Annotated in this window: 17 protein-coding genes and 1 pseudogene; 5 read left to right on the top strand and 13 right to left on the bottom strand. The window is 60.0% G+C overall.

The annotated features are described in order from the left end of the window. Positions 1-73 precede the first annotated feature (73 nt). The 7 genes from QCM77_RS40805 to QCM77_RS40775 form a co-directional block, all read right to left on the bottom strand. Complete coding sequence (locus QCM77_RS40805; RefSeq protein ID WP_279691402.1) at positions 74-910, bottom strand: ABC transporter substrate-binding protein; 837 nt, start codon at positions 908-910, stop codon at positions 74-76. Between the two features lie 456 nt (positions 911-1366). Continuing rightward, entirely contained in the window at positions 1367-2119 is a 753-nt protein-coding gene (gene istB, locus QCM77_RS40800) for an IS21-like element helper ATPase IstB (RefSeq protein WP_280096583.1), read from the bottom strand. A 14-nt stretch (positions 2120-2133) separates the two neighbouring features. Further along, the gene (istA, locus tag QCM77_RS40795; RefSeq protein WP_279669486.1) at positions 2134-3645 is read right to left on the bottom strand and encodes an IS21 family transposase; all 1512 of its coding nucleotides are present in this window, start codon (positions 3643-3645) and stop codon (positions 2134-2136) included. 262 nt (positions 3646-3907) lie between these two features. Further along, positions 3908-4885, bottom strand: coding sequence for an ABC transporter substrate-binding protein (locus QCM77_RS40790; RefSeq protein WP_280096582.1), 978 nt, complete (start codon positions 4883-4885; stop codon positions 3908-3910). A 224-nt stretch (positions 4886-5109) separates the two neighbouring features. Beyond that, entirely contained in the window at positions 5110-6018 is a 909-nt protein-coding gene (locus tag QCM77_RS40785; RefSeq protein WP_279669473.1) for a heme-binding protein, read from the bottom strand. 716 nt (positions 6019-6734) lie between these two features. Next, positions 6735-7166: a helix-turn-helix transcriptional regulator gene (locus QCM77_RS40780; RefSeq protein ID WP_279667467.1), complete on the bottom strand. Its 432-nt coding sequence runs from the start codon at positions 7164-7166 to the stop codon at positions 6735-6737. 634 nt (positions 7167-7800) lie between these two features. Beyond that, on the bottom strand, positions 7801-10005 hold the full coding sequence (locus QCM77_RS40775) for a GAF domain-containing protein (RefSeq protein WP_280096587.1): 2205 nt from the start codon (positions 10003-10005) through the stop codon (positions 7801-7803). A gap of 996 nt (positions 10006-11001) precedes the next feature. Here QCM77_RS40775 and QCM77_RS40770 point away from each other — a divergent pair. After that, positions 11002-11178, top strand: a complete 177-nt coding sequence (locus QCM77_RS40770; protein ID WP_279667465.1) for a hypothetical protein — start codon at positions 11002-11004, stop codon at positions 11176-11178. A gap of 212 nt (positions 11179-11390) precedes the next feature. Here QCM77_RS40770 and QCM77_RS40765 read toward each other — a convergent pair whose 3' ends face one another. Continuing rightward, positions 11391-12245 (bottom strand): SDR family NAD(P)-dependent oxidoreductase, encoded by an 855-nt coding sequence (locus QCM77_RS40765; protein WP_280096581.1) that lies wholly within the window; start codon positions 12243-12245, stop codon positions 11391-11393. Between the two features lie 636 nt (positions 12246-12881). On the opposite strand from QCM77_RS40765, the gene QCM77_RS40760 reads away from it, so the two are divergent. From QCM77_RS40760 to QCM77_RS40750, 3 genes are all read left to right on the top strand, one after another. Further along, complete coding sequence (locus QCM77_RS40760) at positions 12882-13634, top strand: cupin domain-containing protein (protein WP_279667463.1); 753 nt, start codon at positions 12882-12884, stop codon at positions 13632-13634. 45 nt (positions 13635-13679) lie between these two features. Continuing rightward, positions 13680-14108 carry a hypothetical protein gene (locus QCM77_RS40755; RefSeq protein WP_279667462.1) on the top strand — a complete coding sequence of 143 codons (429 nt, stop codon included), beginning with the start codon at positions 13680-13682 and terminating at the stop codon, positions 14106-14108. Positions 14109-16285: 2177 nt separating this feature from the next. Further along, complete coding sequence (locus tag QCM77_RS40750; RefSeq protein WP_280096580.1) at positions 16286-17596, top strand: FAD-binding oxidoreductase; 1311 nt, start codon at positions 16286-16288, stop codon at positions 17594-17596. A 183-nt stretch (positions 17597-17779) separates the two neighbouring features. Here QCM77_RS40750 and QCM77_RS40745 read toward each other — a convergent pair whose 3' ends face one another. The 5 genes from QCM77_RS40745 to QCM77_RS40725 form a co-directional block, all read right to left on the bottom strand. Beyond that, positions 17780-19102: an NAD(P)/FAD-dependent oxidoreductase gene (locus QCM77_RS40745; RefSeq protein WP_280096579.1), complete on the bottom strand. Its 1323-nt coding sequence runs from the start codon at positions 19100-19102 to the stop codon at positions 17780-17782. Positions 19103-19956: 854 nt separating this feature from the next. Beyond that, positions 19957-20322: a cupin domain-containing protein gene (locus tag QCM77_RS40740; protein ID WP_280096578.1), complete on the bottom strand. Its 366-nt coding sequence runs from the start codon at positions 20320-20322 to the stop codon at positions 19957-19959. A gap of 126 nt (positions 20323-20448) precedes the next feature. After that, positions 20449-21462 (bottom strand): cupin domain-containing protein, encoded by a 1014-nt coding sequence (locus QCM77_RS40735; RefSeq protein ID WP_347882432.1) that lies wholly within the window; start codon positions 21460-21462, stop codon positions 20449-20451. 20 nt (positions 21463-21482) lie between these two features. After that, positions 21483-22487 (bottom strand): 4-hydroxythreonine-4-phosphate dehydrogenase PdxA, encoded by a 1005-nt coding sequence (pdxA, locus tag QCM77_RS40730; protein ID WP_280096577.1) that lies wholly within the window; start codon positions 22485-22487, stop codon positions 21483-21485. Beyond that, entirely contained in the window at positions 22487-23551 is a 1065-nt protein-coding gene (locus QCM77_RS40725) for a four-carbon acid sugar kinase family protein (protein ID WP_280096576.1), read from the bottom strand. Before QCM77_RS40725 ends, pdxA begins: the two co-directional genes overlap by 1 nt. Positions 23552-23625: 74 nt before the next feature. Between QCM77_RS40725 and QCM77_RS40720 the strand changes: the two are divergent. Next, positions 23626-23769, top strand: a pseudogene (locus QCM77_RS40720) (helix-turn-helix domain-containing protein); the annotation flags it as partial. Positions 23770-24126 lie beyond the last annotated feature (357 nt).

The following is a 24126-nucleotide window of genomic DNA, read 5'->3' as shown; positions in this document are numbered from 1 at the left end:
ACAACCGGACGATTTCAGAGCCGGTCTGGGCTTCGCGTTCGGGCCATATCGTGCGCCGCAGCAAATAGCATCTCTATTCGATCACCTCGTCGGCGCGGATGAGTAACGAGGGCGGCACGGCGAGGCCGAGCGCTTTGGCCGTCTTCATGTTGATCACGAGCTCGAATTTGGTCGGCTGCTCTACCGGCAGATCGGAAGGCTTGGTGCCTTTGAGGATCTTATCGACGTAGCCGCCTGCACGGCGGAACAGATCGGCTATGTCGGGGCCGTAGATGACCAATCCGCCATTGGCGAAATGTCGGAAGAAGTGCATCGCGGGCAGATGATGTTCTGCCGCGAGCGCGACAACTCGTGGGCCTTGGCGAACGGTCAAAGCATCGCCAAAAACGATCATTGCATCGACGTGCTGGGCGGCTGCCGAAGCAAAGGCGGTGTCGAGCTCCTCGACCTTGGTCGCCTCAACTGTCGGCAGAGCTATATTTAGCTCCCGGGCTGCGCGGGGCACCTCATCGGCTAAAACCTTCCTCTGCATTGGGTTTTCCGGATTGACCAAGATCGCAATTCTCGATGCGCCAGGTATCAGTTCGCGGAGGATTTCTACTCGCTTTGCGACCCAATCTCCTGGCGCGTAGGTCGCGAGACCCGTTATGTTGCCGCCTGGATGCGACAGGCTTTGGACGAGGCTGAGCTCCACGGGATCGAACACAGCCACGAACACAATCGGAATGGTAGCAGTTTTCGATTTCAGGGCGAGGGCTGCTTGCGGTCCCGCGGCGACGAGCACATCGGGGCTCAGGGCAATCAGGTCGGCCGCCAAAGCCGGTATGCGATCCGGGGGCTTGGAAAAACGATATTCGATAATCAGGTTTTTTCCGTCTATCCAGCCGTGGTTTCGCAGCCCATCGATCAACGCAAGCTCGGGTTGATTGGGGGCCTGCCCGCTCGCGTCACCAGTGGCGAGAAAGCCAAGCCGACGGCGAGCCCCCTGCGCCCACGAACGCCGTGGCGAGACGAATAGTGCCGCAGTAGCCGCTATGAACTCGCGCCGTTTCACTCGATCCTCATCGCAATTTGAGGACGCGTGGACGCAGAGTATCAGGTTTCGATTGTGGCCGCACTCACTGTGGGCGCAAACGCTGCGGCGCGGCGCATGGCGCAAGACGGTTTTGGGTCATTCGCGTCGGTTTGGCCGGAGCATGGCGACTTTCGGTCTACCCGGTGAACGGACATTCTCAGGATTGCGGATTCCGACGAAGCCGGCCATGCATTCCAATTCGAAGCCGGCCGGGTATTCCGATCTGAAGCCGGCCACCCGTGGCGTCGTTCGCATGGGTCAATTTCATGATGTCGTTGAGGGCTGGGAAGGTCAAGAGACCGGTTGATCTTGAGCGGTTTGCTCCTGCTTTCTGAGGCTCTCTCCTTTGAGTTCGATGCGGTAGGCATTGTGGACGAGGCGATCGAGGATCGCGTCGGCGATGGTGGGGTTTCCGATGATTTCGTACCAGCGATCGACGGGCAGCTGGCTGGTGACGATAATCGAGCGGGATTCGTATCGATCCTCGACGATTTCGAGCAAATCACGGCGTTGGTCGGCGTCGAGAGGTTCTGGTCCCCAGTCGTCCAGGATCAGCAGATCGAGTCGTGCGATAGCGCGCAGCATCTTGGTGTAACGGCCATCGGCGCGGCCGAGTGCGAGCGCGGCGAAGAGACGCGGTACACGATGGTAGGCAACTGAGAAGTCGTCTCGGCAAGCCTTGTTGCCAAGGGCGCAAGCGAGCCAGCTCTTGCCGAGGCCGCACGGCCCGGTAACAAGGAGATTATGTCGTGCCCGGATCCAGTCGCCGGCGGCGAGTTTTAGAAAGAGCGCGCGGTCGAGGCCGCGGATAGCGCGGTAATCGACATCCTCGACGCAGGCGGCATGGCGCAGCTTGGCGGCTCGAGCTCTGGTTTCGAACCGCTTTTGCTGGCGCAGCGTTTTCTCGTGTTCGAGGAGCAACGCCAACCATTCAGCGTGTTCGAGGCTGCGCGCTTCGGACTGGGCATCGAGGTCCTTGAAGCCTTTGGCCATACCGTGGAGACCGAGGCTATGCAGCAGGTCGAGGGTGGGATGGGTGAGCATGCTGGGTAATCCTTTCAATGGAAGTAACCGGGGCCGCGCAGATTGGGATGTTCGATGATCGCGTCCTCGGTGTCGCGAGAACCGCGTTCGAGCTTGTTGGCGATGATGGAGGCGATGCTCTTGTAGGTCAGCGCGCGGACAGCAACCGCTCGGGCCGCGATCAGCTCGGCGCGTTCGGGATCAATATCCTTGAACAGCCGAAGCACGCCCAGGCAGGTCCGGAATCCCTGTTCGGGATGAGGCCGATTGGCCAGGATGGCGAGGACGAGCCCCTCGGTGTTGGGCCCGATTGACCGCCCCCAACGCCGGAATCGATCGGGAGTCCACTCGGCATAACGCCGATGCGCACTGGGCATGTGATCGGGGTCAGTGCCGTGCCGGCGGCCACCATAACGGCGCTGGTGAGCCGCAACACGCAAACCCCGATGGAACAACTCGATGGTCCGGGTGGTGGCGCGAACGTCGACTTGCTCCCGGATCAGGCCGTGTGGAACTGAGTAGAAGAAGCCGTCGACCTCGACGTGATAATCGAGCGAGACGCGGGCCAAGAGCCATTCCGCGAACTGATAGTCGGCATCCGGCAACGGGGCCAGGACAGGCCTCTCGACGGTCTCGAACAATTGTCGGCGGCTGACGCCAATCCGGCGCATGACGTGCGCGTTGATGCGCTCCAGCGCGGCGGCGATTGCCGCGTTCGCCTCGGCCAGGGAGAAGAAGGTCTGCCGGCGAAGTCGCCCGAGGATATAGGTCTGGGCAAAACGCACTCCAGCCTCCACTTTTGCCTTATCCCGGGGCTTTCTTGGCCGTGCCGGAAGGATGCCCACGCCGTAATGGGACGCCATCATCCCGTAGCTGCGATTGATTTCAGGGTCGTAGAATGAGGCCCGGTGCACGCCGGACTTCAGATTGTCAGGGACGACAAGCCGCGGCACCCCGCCAAAAAACCGGAACATGCGGACATGGGCCTCGATCCAGTCCGCCAGTTTCTGCGTCCAGCTCGCCTCGGCGTAGGTGTAATTGGAGGCGCCAAGCACGGCGACGAAGATCTCCGCTTCACGCACGACCCCGGTTGCACGATCGACGATCATGATCTTCTTGCCGGAGTAATCGACAAAGACCTTGTCGCCGGCCGGATGGTCCTGCCGCATCGTCGGCGACAGCCGCCGCTCGAATTCCCGGAATAAATCGCAGAACCGGCTGTAGCCATATCCTTCCGGGTGGACCGCCCGGTACTCCTCCCACAGCACCATCAGATTGACGCCAGGCCGCTTCAGCTCACAGGCCAGCGAGGCCCAATCCGGCTCAGCTCGCCGGCGGAAGCCGCGCCTGACGCCGGCATGGGCAAACAGACGTTGTTCAAGAACGGCGTCGGTCAGATCGCCCGCCAAAGGCCACGCCAGCCCGGCAGTCGAGGCACGCTTGAGATTGTCCTGAATGGTGCTGCGCGCCACGCCGAGCGTGCGCCCGATCTCCCGGGCGCTCACCCCATCACGGGCAAGCCGCAGCATCTGTCGTATCTGTCGCATGGTCAGTTCTCTCTTGGCCGGCATCCGCTTCCCCCGTTGATCGACGAGGGACTTGATGCCTGAGGGACTGACCCAAACGAAAACGCCGACTTCCAAAACCCGGTCGGCTTCAAATCGGAATGCCGGCCGGTTTCATTTCGGAATCGTGGCCGGCTTCAAGTGGCCGGCTTCAAGTCGGAACACCCGGCCGGAATAAATCGGAATCCGCACTCAGGATAGGCGGCACGCCTCAAACAGGCCAGACTCGGACATCGCACCTGCCTTATTCGATCACCTCGTCGGCGCGGGCAAGCAACGAGGGTGAAACGGTAAGGCCGAGCGCCATCGCCGTAATCAGGTTGACGACCAGTTCGAACTTGATCGGCTGCTGCACCGGCAGGTCGGCAGGCTTCGCCCCGCGCAGGATCTTGTCGACATAATCGCCGGCACGTCGGAACAAGTCTGTAAAATTTGGACCATAAGAGAACAGCCCCGCCGCCTCGACGTTCTCCCGTGCGCCGTACATTGTCGGCAGGCGCGCTACCAGCGCCAACGTATTGATACGGATTCGGTTGGTGTTCAGGAACGCATCGGGCGGAACGTAAAGTGCACCAACCGTACCTTTGAACGCAGCGAAGGCGGCGGCAATATCTACCGTTCGCCGGATTTCAAAGCTGACAACCTCGAGACCGCCGGCCCGCGCCGCTGCCTGAATCTCATTCGTGTCTAACACGTTGGCGGCATTGCTGGCATTGGCCATGATCGCTAGGCTGCGTAGCCCCGGGACGATCTCGCGTAGAAGATCGAGGCGTTTGCCCGCAAGCTCGGGCACCTGACTCGAAAGCCCGGTGACATTGCCGCCCGGTTGCGCCAGGCTCGCAACCAACCCGCTTCCGACGGGGTCGCCCGGCAGCACGAAGACGATTGGGAGAGCGGAGGTTACCTTCTTCGCCGCCAGCGCTGCTTGGGTTCCTTGTGCAACAATGACATCGATCTTGGCCCGCACGAAATCGCCCGCAATTTCGGCCATGCGCTCATTGCGGCCTTCCGCCCAGCGATACTCGATCGCGACGGTGCGTCCCTCGGTCCAACCAAGTTCGTGTAACCGCTGAGCAAAGGCGGCAACCCATTGTTCAGCGGCGGCTAGAGTGCTGGCGCCCAGGAATCCGACGGTCGGCCTTTTGCTCGGCTGCGCGCGCGCAGCGAGTGGCCACGCTGCCGCACCGCTACCGAGAAGGATGATGACCTCGCGACGCCTCATTGCCAATCCCGCCTAGGTTCCCGACCGATGTGGGTCAATCGCGTCACTTTGGCCGTCGCCAGACTACTTCCTATTCAATCATCCCGTCGACGCGCGCGAGCAGTGTTGGCGGGATTGTAATGCCTGACGATCCTCGCACCGCCCCAATGCGACCGCACCCATCCAAAACCAAGTACGCCTCAAGCGCGGGAAGCAGCATGTGCTTCCCGCGCGGATGGCGACCGTCATTTCACAGGCGGAAGACCAGCCACGGCGGCGTCTGTTGGATTGTTCAGACACTTCGGATGGCCAAAGCCGCTCGCACTCTGGCCGACGCCCCCTTGCCCGTTGGGCGCCTGGCCTGTTCCGCCGGTGCCGTCGGCGTTCGGCTTTATGTCGAATATGATGTTGTCCGGATGGGCCGCATCCGCTACCCCTTTGACGCCTTGGAATTGATCGAGCCCAAGGGCATTGCGGACCCGCCACGCAACCATGTGGTCGGTGCATGCGGTGTCACCGCTGACACCGACTCCACCCACTTTGACTCCGTTTCTATAAAGCGCCAAGCCGCCGCCAAAGACGTTCACGCCGCCGATGCGCTTGCCGACCATGGGATCGTTTGGTGTGCCGAACGAAGAACCACTGGCGGGTCCTTGGGTGAAGCTGGCCTGGCTAATCCCGGCGTTCTCGGAAGGAGGACGGTTGCCATAAGCGACAGCCGTGTCGACAGGATTGCTGTGCTGCAGGCCGTAGAGGCTACCGCCCGGTTGCACGGCCGTGAACAGGTTGGCGGTCGACAAGGCGAGGCCACTTGGAAACAGGCTGCCGCCAGGCGTCGCGTTGTGCCCCACGCTGAAATCATTCGCCGTGTTCGCTTTCTGCGCCGAGATGACGCGGCTGCCCAGCCATTGAGAGGTGCCTTGGCTCCCCGAGAACGCGACGGCGCAAACGGTGCCATCGTTAGCGACAAGCGTCCCCCACATGTTGAAACCCAGCCCGCCGTTAGGGCCTGCAGCGGGCGTTATGGCGCTGACGAGTGCTGAACGAAGTTGCGAGAAGTCCGACAGAGCGGAGCAATCCGCGAAGGCCGGGCCGACCACCATGGTAACAAGAGCGCTAATCGAACATGAAAGTATCCGCCGTTGGACGTTCATTGTGCTGCTCCTCTGGTGCGATGAATGATGGGATAAAAACCCAAACGCAGGTCCCATCGTGCCTGCGCGAAGTCCGATGAAATGCGCTGCTACTTCCGAGGTATCGCCTGGGGATGAAAAATCAGATCGGCAACCGCGGGAACAAGGAAAGCACGCGGTCCTCTCGGAAAGACGAAACCTCGCGGCTCTTGAAAAAAATGTGACGTTAGCTGTCGTTGATCAGCGTGACCTGTTCTTGCGACGCTTTCATGAACCGCGATTGCAATGAGGCGATCTCTCGGCAGTCACGGCTTGTTAGTTCCGTAGGTGGACAAGAAACTCCCGGCCCCACATACCAGTGTAAAAGCGGGGAAGCCGAAGAAATTCGGCACCGTGCTTTTCGAAGATTGCCTTCGCCTGCTTGGCGGTCTTGATCATATCGTCCGGTTTGTCGCTTTTGAAGCGTGCAAATTGTACAATAGCCGTGACCTAATCCCTCCGTTGAGCCCCATGTAGGTCTAGGAGTGGCCGCAAGAGGTTCACAGGAAATCTCCATGAGGTCCGAATTGGGTCATTTGCGTCGGTTTGGCCGGAGCATGGCGACTTCCGCTCCGCCCCCGGTGAACGGACATTCTCAGGATAGGCGGTCATGTCTCGAACGGGCCAATAATGACATACACGCTATCCGACCGACTATGCTGTCTCGAAAAGGACGGTAGACGACGGCGAGACCAGCGTCAGTTCGCCTTCCTCTCGACAGGGGGCGTCGACAAGTCAAATTGTTTGCATTGCTTGGCCCGTGCGCGCGTTTGCGAAGGCAGCTCACCAAAAGCGCGACGGTAGACGCGCGAGAAATCCCCCAGGTGCCAAAAGCCATTGGCGAGTGCCGCCGCCTTGACGCTAAACGCGCCCGTCGAAAGTTTAAGCCGCACCTGCGTTAGCCTTTTCAAACGAAGGTAGGAATGCAAGCTCATGCCAACGACGGAGACCGACGCCGACTGCAACGCCCGCACGGACGTGCCAATTTGCTCGGCTAGTTCTTTGCTGTAGAGCGGTCTTGAAGGCGGCAGTGCGCGTACCAGCGCGTCTAGCTCCGCAACGATCGCAGTGTGCCGTTCACGCGAAGGGAGCTTATCGAAGGGGGTGGCTCGCATCGCCCGCTCGACCATCAGGAGCGTTCAGCCAAATGATCTGGTGATGTGCGACAACATCATAGTCGCCGCTCGTGAATAGCGACCGTTGGTGTATTGCTCGTCCACGAAATTGAGCGCGAGGAGAGCAACGATAATTGCGCCTGCAACTCTCATACCGAAATCGTGGACCTTACCCTTTAAAATTCGGTTAACCGTGTCCAGGTGCCTCGCCTTTCTCAACCGGTCATACGCGTCGATTTGGCAGCGTCTATGCAACGTCCGGTCTCGCCTCGATAACTGACGTGCGGGACGCTATCGCGATCTTCGCCTTTGGGCCGATTGTGTTGCAAAACTCGAAAGTTCCAGCGGTCCGAATTTTTGGCGAAAACCTGAAGCGCAAAGAGGTCGATGATACGCATAGCTTCAGTCGCGCTACCGAAGTCGCCCATGAATTTGGCGCAAGGCGACGAGGTCCCTCGGATCATTACACGAAGAGCGCGCCAGCGGCCCCCAGAATTTTTGACACCTCCTGCAAAACGACTTTTGCAACACAATCGGTCAAAAGCGGTCCACGCCGCAGCGCTTGCGGTAGGTCAGCTACGGGCCCACAATCGGACTCATGCACCGCATCACAATTGGACGTGGTCAACCGACGAAGGCGTTTGGCAGATTAGCTTCGGTTTGTCCGCGGCAATACGACCTTGAACTCAGTGAACAGCCCGGGCTCCGTCTCGACGTCGATGCTGCCCCCGTGTTGCTTTACGATAATGTCATGGCTCATCGACAGGCCCAGCCCAGTACCCTCCCCGGAAGGCTTCGTAGTGAAGAACGGGTGGAATATTTTCTCTTTGATTTCTTCCGGGATTCCGGCGCCGTTATCGCGGATACATATTTCAACCTTGTCTCCCAGGTTCCTTGTGGTGGCGGAAAGAATCGGTTCGAAGCCGTCACCAGCTTCCACTTTCCGTTTCGTGGTAGCATAGAAACCGTTCGATATCAGATTGAGCATAACCCGCGTGATCTCTTGTGGATACACGTCAGCCATACCAACGGAAGCGTCGAGATCGCGATGCAAAGAGATGCTGAAGCCTGCCTTTTCTGCTCGAGCACCGTGATAAGCCAGGTTGAGGCTCTCCTCGACTATCGCATTGATGTCAGTAGGACGATGCTCGCCGGAGCCTTCACGGGAGTGCTGCAGCATGTTTTTCACAATGGAGTCGGCGCGTTTGCCGTGCTGGACAACCTTTTCGAGGTTGTCTTTCAGCGTCTTGGTCAGTTCCTCAACTTCTGCACGGATATTGTCGGTCAGCGTGGCGGATTTGGGCACGTCATTCAGCTCGGTCAGCTCCGCCGAAAGGGCCGAGAAATTGTTGACGAAGTTGAGAGGGTTCTTGATCTCGTGTGCGATACCGGCGGTAAGCTGGCCGAGCGAGGCCAGCTTCTCGGTCTGCACTAGACGATCCTGCGCGGTTCGCAGATCGTCAAGAGAAGCCGCTAGTTCTTTGGTTCGCGCCTGAACTTCGTCGAACAGCCGCACGTTTTCGATGGCAATCACGGCCTGATCGGCAAAGGTTGTGACCAATTCGACCTGCTTGTCTGTAAAGGGCCGCATTGTTCGGCGCAGCAGCACGAGTGCGCCGACCGGATTGCCTTCGCGGAGAAGGGGTACTCCGAGAAATGTTCGCGGATTGCCGCTTAGTTTCTGCGCCTCCGAAAACGCGTAATCGGGATCGGCAAGCACGTCGGGCACATGAATCACCTTTCCTTCGAGCAGGGTTCGGCCCGTAATGGTCGCGCGTTCCGGCTTGACCGGGATGTCCTTTACGTAATCCATGAACTCCGGCGTAAAGCCGTATGACCCGGCGCGGAAATATTCGTCAACTTTCTGGCGCGTGATCGCGGCCATATCCGCCTCGCACAATCGAGCCGCAGACTCAACGAGCGTGTCCAGCACGGTTTGCAAGTCAAAGGCAGAGCGGCTGATGACCTTGAGCACGTCGGCGGTCGCAGTCTGCTGCTGGAGCGACTCTCGCAGATCCTCGGTGCTCGCGCGGAGCTCACGAAGCAACCTCGTGTTTTCGATAGCGATCACGGCTTGAGCCGCGAACTGTTTCAGGAGCGATATCTGCTTCTCCGAGAAACGCGCCGGCTCCTGGCGAAAGATCATGAAGTTGCCGACCAGCTGATCGTTCTTCAGGAGCGGAACGGCAACAACACTTCGCGCACCCCCTAGATCGACCAGCGCGCGCCGGTTGGGTTCGCCTCTGAGATAGGCATCCGACTCACGAAGATCGGTTATTTCTACAATCGGTTCGCCCCGCAACAGGCGGGCCGGCGCCGTGCCGGGTCCGTACTCCAACGACCGGTTGCGCCGGTATTCATAATAGGCGGAAGGGAGCCCACGCGTGGCAGCGGTATGGAATAGCTCGCCGTCGAATGTATTGAGCACACCGAAATCGGCAGCGCAAAGGTCCATTGCCTTGTCGAGCATCGCATCGAAAACGGGTCCTAGGTCGCCGAAAGAACCGCTGATCACGCCGAGTACTTCGGCGGTCGCGGTCTGTTGCTGTAAAGATTCGGAAAGATCGCGAGTTTGTCGCTGCACCTCGTCGAACAGGCGGGCATTCTCAATTGCAATAATGGCCTGACTGGCAAAGCTTTCCACGAGTGAGATTTGCTCGGGGGTGAAAGGTCTAACCTCTTGTCGGTACAAATTGATGACTCCGACAATATTGTCATCCCTGATCATCGGGACGTACAATACCGTCCGCGCGCCGCCGAGTTCGACGCCTGCAACCGCATTGGGATTGCCCATCCGATAAGCGTCGCTCTCCCGGGCATCGGGAATATGCGCTGGTTTCTTGGTCGCCCGCATGAGGATCAACAGGGGTCGTTGGACCTCCCGGATGGAGATGCTTCCGACGATACTCGGCAAGTGCAGGAGGGACACCGATTTCCGCCATCGCCCGCATAGCGCCTTCTTCCATCTTGTAGATGAAGCCGCATTGCGCCGCGCAGATGCGCATCGCATTGGCAAGCATCGCCTCGAACACCGGTCCGAGTTCACCGCGAGAGGACGAGATAACTTGAAGAACCTCAGTGGTTGCCGCCTGCCGCTCACGTGCCTCAGCTAGTTCGAGCGTAAGGCGGCTAAACTCCAATCGCAGATCGGCAGCCGACGGACCACTCGAGTACCGGGCTTTTGCTTGTGTCTTGCGCTTCGGCTTGGGAGACTTTTCACCCAATTTGCGTGCACTACTCCGTTCCGGGGACCGTTGGGTCATATACAGCCTCTGATCTCAACGGTAGGCATTCTATTGGCTTGAGGCGGTATCCCGGAAGGGCAGAAACTCCAAAAATTGGAGCAAATAACGAGCCGATCCGATGTCAGTTCAGGGTCTTGGCTGTGTGACAACGCTTAGACGATTGACCGCGATAGAAGAAGTTATTCGTCCAACATCGTCTTGGTGCTCAACTCGAAAGCGAATTCAACTTAGAGAGCGAACTGAAGAATGCAATTCTGACCGTGTCTCGATCTTTCGCGTTTTTACACAGCCAGGGTCACGAGCAGTCCTCGATGGGATGCGCACGGCAGGTCGTTCGCCACCTTGGCAACTGGGATGTCGTCACTCACCTTGTCCACATTGAACGGAGAACACGATGACTGGAAGACTCACGCCTGAAGGCGCAATCATCGCGGCATAGGTGCCGCCGCGTGCGATGGGAATACTGGTGAAGAAGTAAGAGCATTGCAAACGTTCTTTGCGAACTTGATTATTGTCCGTATTTTTGCGGGCATTGCACATCCTCCATATTTGGCTTCTACTTGAGATTGATTTTTGTGACGATCTAATTTTTCGGACAAGCGCGCATGAGCATTAAAGCCATGATGGCGACGATCCTCCAGAACCAACTGGCATTGCGCGGTGTGCATTCACTGACGCCATCTGACTGTGAAGAGATCGTAGAGCAGTTGGTCGATCAACTCAGAGAGCTGGAGCTTAGCTTGGCTGCTCGCGAACTAGATAGCAAGCAGGAGCCGAAGTAGCTTCATATCGGAAGGCTACACGCGCATTTAGTTGGTCAGCCACCGCGACTCAATGTCCGAGCGTCGGCGGCGATGGAGTTACGACGAGAAGGTTCGCCTTGTCGAAGAGAGCTTGCAGGCTAGCGAGACGGTCTGCGGCGACAGCGGACATGACGGCGGCTGAGGCGCTCCTCGGCTTAGGGGCCACAAGCGGCTCTGAGCAGATGCGAGAGCTAGCGTCGCGGCGTTCGTCCGCGTATACGGTCGAAGCCCTGCTTGATCGCCGCGAAGCACTCGTCGATGAACGGTTCGTGCTCAGTATCGGTGAAAATGTAGGGCCAGTCGTTTTCGATGGCCTCGCGAACCAGTTCGCCCACATAGAGCGGATCAATGCCGTTGTTAATCCGTTCCTGCAATGCCTTGATGAACTCGGCGCGGGGGCCTTCTGTCGGCGGAGGGTTGCCGACAGCGCCAACAAACCGCTGCGGCACGTTGCGCCGAGAGTTCATGATCTGCGTGCGGATGACGCCCGGACACAGAACGGATACCCCAATCTTCCTCGGCGCGAGCGCGTTACGCATCCCCTCGGACAGCGCCACCACTCCATATTTGCTCACATCGTACGCCGGAGTTGGTCCCGCAATCAGTCCGGAGACGGACGCCGTAGAAACCACGTGCCCTCCTTCGCCGTGCGCTTCGATCAGCGGACTGAAAATCTCGAAGCCCCAGATCACCGACATCAAGTTGACGCCAAGGACCCAGTTCCAACCTGCATCAGTCCACTCACCATAGGTGCCGCCGCCGCCCACGCCCGCATTGTTGACCAATATGTGGATTTTGCCGTACCGCGCGACGGTCGCGTCCGCTGCCGTCTGAAGCTCGCCTTTGAGCGAGACGTCAGCTTTCACGCCATCGACATCGACGTGGGGCCGGGTCTTCAGCTCCGCGACCGCTTCTTTCAGCGCCTCTTCCTCGATATCGCAGAGCATGACCTTCACCCCCGCCTGTGACAGCGCGGTCGCGATCCCAGGTCCGATCCCCGAGGCAGCGCCTGTCACGAATGCGGTCTGTCCAGCCAAGTCTTTCATGCGCTGTCCACCCTGCTTTCACTGAACAAATTCGCCCGCCAAACCCCACTGGCTAAATTGGCTCTGCTTCAACGATACCGTACAGCATTCCAGCTTGAACGATTCGGCAAAGGCTGAAGCCTGCGGACGCAATCCTTTCGCAGTGCAATGTCTAATCAATTCCCAATCTATGATGTCGCCGTGAAGAGGCGAGGCCGAGGGTGGACTTGGCGCGTGCGCACCAGCGAAGAGACAGTTGTGATGTGGGGTCGGGAAGACAGCCGCGCCGCTGCCAGATACAAAGCAGCTAGGGCGCTTTTTCTGTTGCTGCTCTCGGCCTCCTATGGGTCGACTAGATTGATTACCTCGGGCAGAGGTCGAGGACACTCGCCACCCCGGTCACAGCGGGGAATGGCCTCGTAGCGCCTGCTGCCAGGCTTTGCAAACTCGGCTACTCCCAAACTCCAATAGGCCACTTGGGGCTAAAACGGGCCAGTGCCGGTGCTGTTCTAGTTGCCCCCGATGGCCACGAACTCAGTTTCGCTCGGCCTTTGCTCCCGGTTTCCCTCCAATAGCAGCTCGAAGCGGCCTGCCATTCCAAGAGGCGCTGGGAGAGCGTATGGTGCTCCGATGATCCGCTGAACCTGGGAGGCAATCATGCAGTTCAGGACAACCGGACTACTGTTGCTCGGCGCGATGGCACTTCCCGCCCCCGGGGCCGCACAAACCACCGCCGCTCCACCGGCAATTACGCGAACAGTAATCGCCGCAACCAAACTGCCGACCGTTACAGACGTGCCCCTCCATTTCAAAACGGTGAGCATCACTCTTCAGCCGGACGAAAGGAGCAGCGTCTCGGCGGCCAACGGCATCCTCTACCAGATGTCAGGATCGACCGAGGTCGCGCTCGATGGCGAGGCCAAAATGCTCCACGCCGGAGAGGGACTGTTCATCGCCGGCGGAAAGACTGCGGCGCTAACGGCGGGTCGCGGAGGGCCCTCGACTTTCCTCCACTTCTTCCTAGCTCCCGCTGGGGACTTGGGTCGGCTTGCCGAGACAGCACCTGCCGCCGTGAGAGAATTGTATCGCACAGCGAATTCGATCCCCGACCTGCAGCCAGGCGGTTATGATCTCAATCTCACGCGAGTCACATTTCCGGCGCAGATGCCCTCCAACCCGCCGCACCATCGGTCGGGAGCGGCTCTATACTTTATCATCTCCGGCACCGGCGCCAACACGGTCGACGGTAAGACAGAAGCAAAGGGACCGGGTTCCTTGATCTATGAACCGTACGCTCTCGTGCACCAATGGGGAAACCCGGGCAACGAGCCGTTGATATTCTTGGCCTTCAACATCAATCCGGAAGGTGTGGCAGCCGTGCTTCCGGGCGCGCCAGCAAAGAAGCAATAGATAGTGGCGGGCGGCCACCGTATCCGGAGGACCGTTCGATTCCACATGAATTGGCGAATTGAATCATGGTGGCAACGAACGATCGCACCGTCACCGTGTTCGCTCGATGTTGTGATCACCGCCTGTGATTTGCGGACGGGCACCGCGTTTCGCTTCGGCAACCGAGCTTCGGGAGGCTGGCGCTACGGCCGGATCGACGACGCTCGCATTTCAGTAGCGAAGGCGGTCGCGGCCTCTGCCGCATATCCGCTGATATTGCCTCCGCTCATAGAGAAGTTTTCATTTGTGCGAGGCGACAAGCGGTCCGATGAAACCGTCGTCCTCACCGACGGCGGGGTCTTCGACAATCTCGGCGTAACGGTCCTTGAGCCTGGTCGTGATCCCGATATCAGCGTGAACTTCCACAAACCCGATTACATCATTTGCCTGAATGCGAGTGCTGGACAACTTGAGGGCACTGACCACCCGACGTGATGGCCAGCGCGGGTCAAGAGATCGTTCGAAACGGTTCACCGCAAGGCACAGGACAGCGCGTACGGGCGTCTTCATCGGTACATTGAATCTGGCGAGCTCGCAGGTTTCGTCATGATTTACCTCGGCCAAGAAATGCTCGATTGCCCGCTAAACCACCGGACCTTGTTCCTCGGAGCGCAGTCCGCACGTATCCGACCGATTTTGCTCCGATGTCAGACAAGTATATTGCGTTGCTTGCGACCCGAGGCGAGCAACTTACAAGGCTTCTGCTCGACCATTACGCAGCTCAACTTTAGAGCCCGGCTTATTCCAGCTCACCAACTCTGAACTGCCCGCCTCGGGCGGCAGTCGTGATCAAATCGGTCTCCGCCGATAGTCTCCGCAAAACGGGAATATTCGCGGACAAGGCCGGAGACTTTCGGTGATTTCCACCTCAGGTTCGGCCAACCGGGAGTCCGGAGACGCAATCGAATGGGCGAAAAGCCGGGATTTCCGGCCCGTTCTCGCATTTCCTGGAGAACCCGGTGGAACGCCGGAATGGGTGGCTGGGGCGGGAGGTATCGAACTAGCGAATTCCAGTTTTGGATTTTGTTTATGTCGGTTGAGCGAGAGAGATCCAAACCGCTTCCCCAATACGCGCTTTGTCTGTCGGAAATTGCCGTACTAGACGGATTTGCGGGGTACTAAGATTCGGAGAAAATTCGGTTCTCCGGGCCTATCGAAGGCCTAGTTGTGGATCGACGATGGGATTTCTCTGCCGGGAAAATGCAGCAAAACGGCCGGATCTTCAGCCTGTCTCCGCATCGAAGTACGAAGTACGAAGTGACTTTGGGTGGCTGGCGGAGGAAGAGAGATTCGTGCTAGCGGTACGCGATCCAGTGTGCCGCGCTCCCCTCTTCAGCCTGGCTGCCCCATCAAGCAATTCCATCGCCGTCCATGCGCCACGCGTGCCGCAGACTGAGCGCTCGATTTAGCTAGGTTCGTGACCCAGATGTGACCGAAACGGGAGACGGACGAACCTCCCCAACACGCCGCATCATTGATCGACGGACCTGCAGGATGTATCAATGAGACATCGCTCATGTCGAAACTTCGATCGGCCAAGTGCGGGAAATCAAAGGGTTACGCTGGATTTGGTAGCGGGAGACCGCTACCGCTTTTCCCCACACGACGCAAATCTGCGATATTTCCTCCGATCGTCCGCCTAAATGCAGAAAGCTGTTTTAGGTGCGGGGTCAAGTCGAGCGCAATGTCTGCTTGGCGCAAACTCCTTTTGGGCTGATGTACGAAAATTCTTAGAGCAGCTGATGCGCCTTACGCGCGATGACGTGAGGGACCATATCATTTCGTCGAAAATTGATCACGGGGCCCCGCAGTAGCGCTGACAAGCGATGCAGCAGCAGAGATGCCCTGAGATCGACTTATGCGAAATTTTTTGCATTGGCCGATTTTCGAGTTTTTCAACACAATCCGCCACAAGCGGCCGATCAGAAACGGCCGCTTGTGTGAGTTCAGAGGTCAAGACGGGTTTTGAAGCTATAGTCTTCGGCTCGCTAAGGAGCGACGCGGAGGACGGGATCTCGGAGGAACTGTCATACCTATTCCTATCGGCAAAGACCGGCCACAGCCTTGGAATAAGGGGTTGCTCGTCGGCCAGAAAAGACCCCTAGAGCCGAAGCACGTTTGGTCTATTCGAGTTCGCCTAGAGATCGCACGATCAACGCGCGACCTTGCAATCTTCAACCTGGCGATCGACAGCAAGCTTCGCGCCTGCGACTTGGTCAAACTGAGATTGGACGACGTTTGCTCAGGACTAAAGGTGCGGCATCGAGCAACGATCGTCCATAGATTGCTGGCGAGACATCGATTGCCTCCTCTGAAGTCCGAAAGGGCTCGCGATGAAGGCGTTCAATACGAGGCTGAATCGGCGCAAACTGCCGAACATCGTGGCATTTCGGCATTGGTGTCTTCGGAACCGCCACCTAACGGCAAGCAATGCCGCACAAACGCGGGAAAATGAACAGACGACACCCACCGGAAGCTGAAGCATGTCTCAGTCAGTACTCGTCCACGCCTTTCGCGACCTTCTGGACGGCGGGGGCGTCGTTGACGATCCAGAGCGGGTCGCCACCTACACAACGGATCAACGCCAGCTCTTCACGGGGTCAACGTTCGCCGTGCTGAAGCCGGCGACGACGAAGCAGGTCGCCGGCATCGTGCGGCTGGCGGCACAACAAGGCATCGGTATCGTTCCGCAGGGCGGCAACACCAGCTACTGCGGCGGTGCGACGCCGGACGCCTCCGGACGACAGATCATCGTGAGCCTTGAGCGGATGGACAGGATCCGCGAAGTCGATCCCCTCTCCATGAGCATCGCAGTAGACGCCGGTGCCATCCTGAAGAATGTACAGGACGCTGCGGCGACCGCCGGACTTCTGTTGCCGCTCAGCCTCGGTGCGGAAGGCAGTTGCCGGATCGGCGGCAACATCGGAACGAATGCCGGCGGGTTGTCCGTCGTCAGATACGGAATGACTCGCGATCTGCTCCTCGGGATCGAGGCGGTCCTGTCGGACGGCACGGTGGTTTCGGACATGCGCAAACTACGCAAGAATAATACCGGCTACGACATCAAACAATGCTTCGTTGGGAGCGAAGGAACTCTCGGCATCGTCACGGGCGCTGTGTTGCGTCTCGCGCCCTTGCCGATCCGCCGCGCGACCGCCTGGCTGAAGCTCGCGGCGGACGCCCCGCTCGCCGAGCTTCTCGCTCTGATACGTCGCGAATCCGCGGACCTGCTCACCACGTTCGAATTCATGACGGCCCGATCGATCGTGCTCGCGAGCGAAGCGATGACCAACCCGCCCGCCGTCCGCGCCGGCCCTGGAGGCGCCGTACTCGCCGAGTTCGCCTCTTCCTCGCGTCATCTCGACCTCGACGGACTGATGGAAGCCGTTCTGGCCGAAGCGATCGAGTCCGGATGGATCGAGGACGCCTTCCTGGCGCAGAGCGGATCGCAGCGGACCGCGATGTGGGAGGTACGCGAGACCATCCCGGAGGGCGAGAAGCGCCGGAACGGATCGGTCAAGCACGACATTTCCGTACCGCTTTCCTCTATTCAGCGTTTTCTGGATTTAGCCGGGTCGCAGGTACGGTCGTATGACGCGGACCTTGAGCTATCAGTCTATGGACACGTCGGCGACGGCAATCTGCACTACAACGTGCTGGTGCCTCCCGACGTCGACCGGATAGAGTTCACCAAGCGGATCGAAAGCAGCCTGTCGCTGCAACTCTACGACACGGCCGCGGCGCTCGGCGGCACGTTTAGCGCGGAACACGGCGTCGGTCGGTTCAAGAAGCATCTGCTGGAGCGGTACGGCGACGTCGGCCGCATCGCTGCGATGCGCCGTATCAAGACCGCCTTTGATCCATCGGACATCATGAACGCCGGCGCGATCGTTCGTCCTTTGGACGAGAATTCTGTCTCTTGAACCTTCGAGCGGCCATTTGGCGACGCTTTCGTCCAGCCTCGACCGTTGCGTCTTCGGCTGAGGCAGCCCGATCACCCATTTCGCATTGTCCATAAAGAAAGAGCCACCCCGAAGGAGTGGCTCAAGTTGGGGAGATCGTCATGCGTGGTAGGACGCGTTGTTTCGAAGCATCCGCCCTGATCTTCAGATGGCGGCAATGTCCAGCTTCGAGCCGTCGACCAGACGCGACAGCCGGAAGGGTGTGGGATCGACGCAAGGCGTGTCGTTTACGACGAGCTCGGCGGCCAGATAGCCGAGTCCCGGGCCCAAACCGAAGCCGTGACCCGAGCAGCCCGCCGCGAGGACGAGGCCTTCCACCCCGTCCACCTGCGACACCACAGGCACTGCGTCCGGCGTGCAATCGACGAAGCCGCCCCAGGCGCTATCGATCTGTATTTCGCCGAGTTGGGGGAAGGTTTTCCGGACACTCTCCACCACTTGGCTCACCAGCCATTTCAAGGGCGGGGGATCCAGGACGCGATTCTGTTCGAAGATCCGATCGTTGTTGGTCAGCAGCGCCGGCATTGAATCCGGCCCCGAAACGAACGATTGGCCGACGCCGAGCCTGACGTTCTTCAGGCGGCGCAAGAACTGGGGCATGAATTCCCGGCTATACCGGATCGCCTGGGGGGTAATTTCGAGGTTCGCCTTGCCGCTGATCGCAAGCGTATAGCTGCCGTCGAGCCGGCGCGTGATCGTGCAGTAAGGTGTGGAGACCGCCTCGCCTATGTTGATTGTGGGGGTGGAACGCAGCGCGGTCTGTCGGATGCTTGCTTGGGGGAAACTGATCCCGAGCGGCCGAAGGAAGCGCGAGGACCAGGCGCCGGCGGCGCACAGCACCGCACTGGTTCTGATATAGCCCTTCTCCGTGTGCACGCCCGCGATCTTGCCATTGGCCAAGTCGAGCGCCCGAGCGGCGCATCCCTGGTGGATCGTAGCGCCCAGAACTCTGGCCGCATCGGCGATAGCCGGCGCGGCGAGCGCAGGTTCGGCCTTGCCGTCTCGCTCCGAATAGGTCCCGCCAACCCATTTGTCGCGCGCTTCGGGGACGCGTTCGGCCACCTCCGCCCGGGTCAGCACGCGCGTGTCGACGTCGTACTCCCTGGCGACCTCGCGCCACTTTTCCCAGCCGGCGAGCACAGCCTCGTCGTGGGTCGCATAGACGAGACCGCAGCGTCGAAATCCGAGGTCCCGATTGATATCGCGCGTGAGCTCGTCCCACAGCCGCATGGAAAGCACCGAGAGCGGCAGTTCGCGCCGGTCGCGGTTCTGCTGGCGGCACCAACCCCAGTTTCGGCTCGATTGTTCACACGCGATGTGGCCCTTCTCGAGGAGCGCCACAGAGAGGCCACGCTTCGCCAGGTAATAGGCGGCCGTAGAGCCGAGGATGCCGCCGCCGACGATGACGACGTCGGCCGCGGCCGGAAGACGCTCATCGCTGTGAATGCGCTCGACGCGGGGCGACATATTCCAATAACTCGGTTATCAAGAATACGGAAGCAGAGTTCCGATCAACCCTTCATCGCACCAAGTGCTCGATAGAATGTGCTGAAATCATCCAGGACTTCGCAACATGTTCGGGTTTTTGGCCGCTTGATTGAACGAAGCTGCTCAAGCCCGGCCGAGCCCCAGTTCGGCGCAGGGGCGGCGCGACCTGCTCGTCGGTTGGATCGCACTCATGGCCCTCGTCCGCTTTTGACTGATGGCGTTGAAAAACTCGCCGTTTGCGGCACGACTCCCGTCTGATTCAACTCCTTCGCGCGCAGCTGATGATGAGTGATCGGGTAGTTGTGCAGGAGCCGCTCTTTTACGAGTTCGCCTCGAGCGGTATGTCCCCCCGGCCCCATCTGCTGCGGTCGACCGTCCAGTTCGCCGATCTGTCAGGCTTGCGCGCGCAGCTGCGCCCTTTCTACAGCGAGACGCGCTGGCCGTCAGTCGACCCCTGCTGATCCGCATGCTGATCATTGGCCACACGTATTAGCGTGTTCAAGATGATTTCGCCATCTGGCCGCGCAAAGCTGATCGGCGATACCGGCTACGGCTCAGCCAGATGCTCGCTTGGCAAGTCGGCGAGATCGCGTCGGGGCGCTCATGCCGGGCAGCGCCTCTTCGGTTTGTGTGACCGCGAGCACGAGTGCGCGCTTGGCGCGGCAGATGGGACGGAGACTGGACCGCTTTTGGATGCCCCAGCAAAATGGCTCCAGACCGTCGCGATTGGGTCGGCGAGGCGGGGACGAGTGATGTCCTGAACCACGAGCGCCGCCGAGAAGGCACCAGCGCTTGCAGGAAAGCCCATTTTGTCCGGGCGCCTGAAGTTAGTTTCAGGCAGCCGGCGTACTAACGACGACGTAGATCTTTCGCACCGTCTCGATCGTCTTCCAGACACCGACATAGCCCGGTTTCATCACAAAGCCGTCGCCGGCGCGAAAAATGCGAGGCTCCTTGCCTTCCTCGGTCAGCTCCACCACGCCGGAAAGGATGTGGCAGTACTCGAAGGTCTCGCCCTTGATCGAGCGGTTCTCGCCAGGCGTGGCCTCCCAGACTCCGGTCTTCACCGAGTCGCCGCGCGAGGAGTCCTGCTCCCAGGTCTTGTAGGACGGATCGCCGGAAACCAGGCGGCCCGGCAGGGTCTTGGAGTGCTTGGGCTCGCGGGTGGGGGCGAGGTCGAGCTTGGCGAGAAGAGACATGGCGACAGCCTTTCTTTCTTGGTGGAGGTGGACGGCGACGAGCAATCGCGCTTGGAGGCAACGAGGCCGACCGGCGGAAGGCAAGCCGACGGCGACAAACGTTTGTTCCGATCGCAGGCGGACGGTCTAGCCTGCGACCTCGTGAGCGGTGCCGGCATCCAGGGCCGTGCCGGGTTCGAGCAGCACGACCTCGCAGATGTCGTCCAGCGCGACAGGGCAATGCTCTACCCCATGCGGGACCACGATGAACTCGCCTTGCTCGATGATCTCGTCCCGATCGCGGAATCTCATCAGCAGGCGGCCCTTGTGCACCAGGAAGAGTTCGTCCCTGCTCCTGTGAAAGCGCCAGGCGAACTCGCCCGCGAACTTGGCGAGCTTGATCTGCATGTCGTTAATCTGACCGGCGATCTTCGGAGACCAGGTCTCCTTGAGCTGCCCGAACGATCTGGCCAGGTTCTTCTTGTGGAGCGGCGAGAGATGCCGATTGAGCGCGGCCACGTCACGAATGATGGCCCCGAGCTGGCGAGCGACGTCCTTGTCGTCGGCCGGATACTTGCCGTCCAACGCGGCCGTGCCGATGGTGAAGCCGGCGGCTCCTGCGTCCTTCAGGGTGGTGATCCGCTCAGGCGTATCAATCGAGCCGGCCACATAGACGGGCTTGGACACCGCCGCGCATACCGCTTTGATGAGGGCCGGGACGTCTTCCTTGGAGCGATAGGCGAGCAGGTCGAGGCCGTGCACGCCTTCCCGCGCGGTGAGCGCCTTGGCGCTTTCAACGATCTCCTCGATGCTCCCTTCGAGAACGCTCGGGTGACCCGTGATGCTACCCGGGAAGGGACAGTATTGAATGTCCGTGCCCGCAAGGATCGGCAGGACGTCGTCAGCACGTGTGCCGCCGAGCAAGACGTCAACGCCGATTTCGACCGCCGCCTTCGCCGAAACGATCTCACTCTGCTGGTCAAGTGAAACGACTTCGAGGTAGGAGGTCGCGCCGTCTGCTTTGATGGCCTGGTTGAGAACTTTGAGCCGGTCAATCGTCAGGCCAATGTCCTTGAAGCCAATGTGACGAACGCCGAGGCTCAGGGCGGTCTTGAGCTGTTCCGAGGCGTCCTCGATCGTGCGATCGTTGCGCGTGAGCATGAAGATGAAGCGAAGGCCCATTAGACTACCCCTTCTTTTGTCTTAATTTGCGCGGCGACGAGCCTTCGCGCGTAAGCCAGCGCGGTCTCGAGACTAGCGGTGTCGGCGATGCCTCGGCCTGCAATGTCGAACGCCGTGCCATGGTCGGGACTTGTGCGGACGAACGGCAGGCCGAGCGTGATGTTCACGCCCTTTTCGAGGCCGAGATATTTCACCGGGATTAGGCCCTGGTCGTGATATTGAGCCACGACCACATCGAAGCGGCCCTTGCGGGCCTGCATGTAGACAGTGTCGCCGGGCCAAGGACCACTGGCGTCGATGCCCTCGGCGCGCGCAGCCTCGATCGCGGGCCGGATGATTCGGATTTCCTCGTCGCCGAACAGGCCACCTTCGCCGGCATGGGGGTTGAGCCCTGCGACCGCAACTCGCGGCGCTGCGATCCCGAGGGCCTTGCCGCCCTCATTTGCGAGCCGGATCGCCGACATCTGTGCATCGAAATCCGCTTGGTCAATGGCCTTGCGCAGCGACGTGTGGATGGTGACGAGAACCGTGCGAATATCGTCGTTAGCCAGCATCATCGCAACGCGCTTCGCGCCGCCATAGTCGGCGAGGATTTCGGTGTGCCCGGGATAGCGAATGCCTGCGCTTCCCATCGCTTCCTTGTTGATCGGCGCGGTGACGATGCCGCTGACCTTGCCGGCCTTGGCTGCCGCGATGGCGGCGACGATCGCGTCGAAAGATGCTTGGCCGGAAATGGCGCTGACGACCCCAAGCGGGGGCGGCGCGATGATTTGCGTCGCCTCGACTATCTCAATGGACCCCGGCTCAGAGCGTGCCTCTTCAGGTCCGGCGATACGCCTGACCGTCAGGTCGAGACCCAGACGATGAACGATATTCTCCATCACGACGTAGCTGCCGAAGACGACCGTGCGTTCAGCGCCTTTGGCCAATGTCTTCGCCACGATCTCCGGGCCGATGCCGGAGGCATCGCCCATTGTAACGGCCAGTAGAGCGGTTTGGGTCATCACAAAACCTGTTCTGATACGGAGGCGCCAATGCGGAGCTGCGCGATCGCACGACGCAGCGTGTTGTCGTCGCCGAAGCCGCCTGCCTTCATGGCGATAAGTAGCTCTCGCCCATCCCCGAGGGACGCGCGGCCAAGCGGAAAGCCTGGCTCAAGCTCTTGCAGGATCTCGAACGCACCGATGTCCAGGCCATCGAGGATCGCTTCCATGGTGTCCCCGCCAGTGGCGATCACCACATCGAAACGCTCGTCGGCGACCATTCGAGCCGCATTCTGGGCAATGTCGCGCACGACGGCGCCGGGATCATCCATCCGTTCCACTGGAGCTCGCAGCAGGGTGACTCCGGGCTCCCGGACCACCCTATCGGCCTGACGATGGCTGCGCGGGTTGGCGCTGCCGATAGCAACAAGAATGTCGCCACGAGCGGCGACGGTCACGTCCGATGCAGCCGCAACCGGCGCAAGGCGCTTCGCCAAAGCCATGGCCATGCCCGGAGAGCCCACCCACAGGATCGACTCCGGCTCCGGCAGAGCCGCAATTTGCGTATCAAGCTCGTCCTGTGTCGCAGCATCAAGGATGACAACGCTCGCGATGGAGGCGGGTACAAGCTCAACCAGCCGCGAGTGTCGCGCCGGATGGACGGGGTCGCGACCATATACGGTCTCCGCTACCGGAATGCCGTCCACAAGCTGAAAGCCGCTGACGGTCGTACGCCCTGCGCCAGGGAACGCAGGTGCAAAGACCAGCATCTTGCGGCCGCTTGCGGTGTAGGCCGCTTCCAGCTCGGCCATCACATGCCCGCGAAGTGTCGAGTCCACGGTCTTGTAGAGGATGTCCCGTGAAGCGAGCTGCTCGGCAAGTTCCGATACAAGCTGTGCGGCTTGCAAGGCCGGGACCGATCGCGACCCGCTATCGACGGCGAGGATCGTTGCTTCCTCCAGCGGCAGCCGGCGTCGGCCGACAACGGCTCGCACGCCGCGCCGGACAAACGGACCAGCTCCATCGGCGGCGCTGGTCAGGTCGTCGGCGAGAATACCGATTGTGTATTGGCTATTGGTTCGCATAGGTCAACTATGTCAAACCAATCTGGAATAAAAAGCGATCGTTTCTGCGCTTCATTGGTGATATAAATTCACCAATGAAGCGGTCAGAAATACCTTCGTTGGACGATTTGCGTGCGTTCGAGACCACGGCGCGTTTGGGGTCCGTCCGCGTTGCCGCCGACAGCCTTGCCTTGACCCATGGGGCCGTGAGCCGCCGGATCACTAAGCTGTCCGAAGACCTTGGCTTCAAACTCTTCGAAAAAAGCGGACGCGGCTTGCGCCTCACGGCTGCTGGAGAGGTGCTCAACCTCACACTCGGCCGGTTCTTCACTGAGCTGGCGACAACCGTTGAGAGCTTGCGTGCTGTCAACGGTCGGCAGAATGCCCTGGTTCTCTCATGCGAGCCTTCGGTCGCTATGCGTTGGCTTATTCCGAGGCTTGCAAGCTTTCAGGCCGCCCACCCCGATATGAGCTATCGCCAAATTTTGGTGACGGCCGGGCCGGTCAGGCGGCGGCGGTTATGGGCTGACGGTCGGTCGGCTTGGCGATGACCTCGATCCCGTCGTTGAATGTCACACCAAGAACGAGTTTTGGCA

The organism is Bradyrhizobium nivariense (genome assembly GCF_029846695.2).
GTDB lineage: Bacteria > Pseudomonadota > Alphaproteobacteria > Rhizobiales > Xanthobacteraceae > Bradyrhizobium.
Note: the sequence above shows the minus strand (reverse complement) of the source record. Positions and strands in the feature narration are given on the sequence as shown.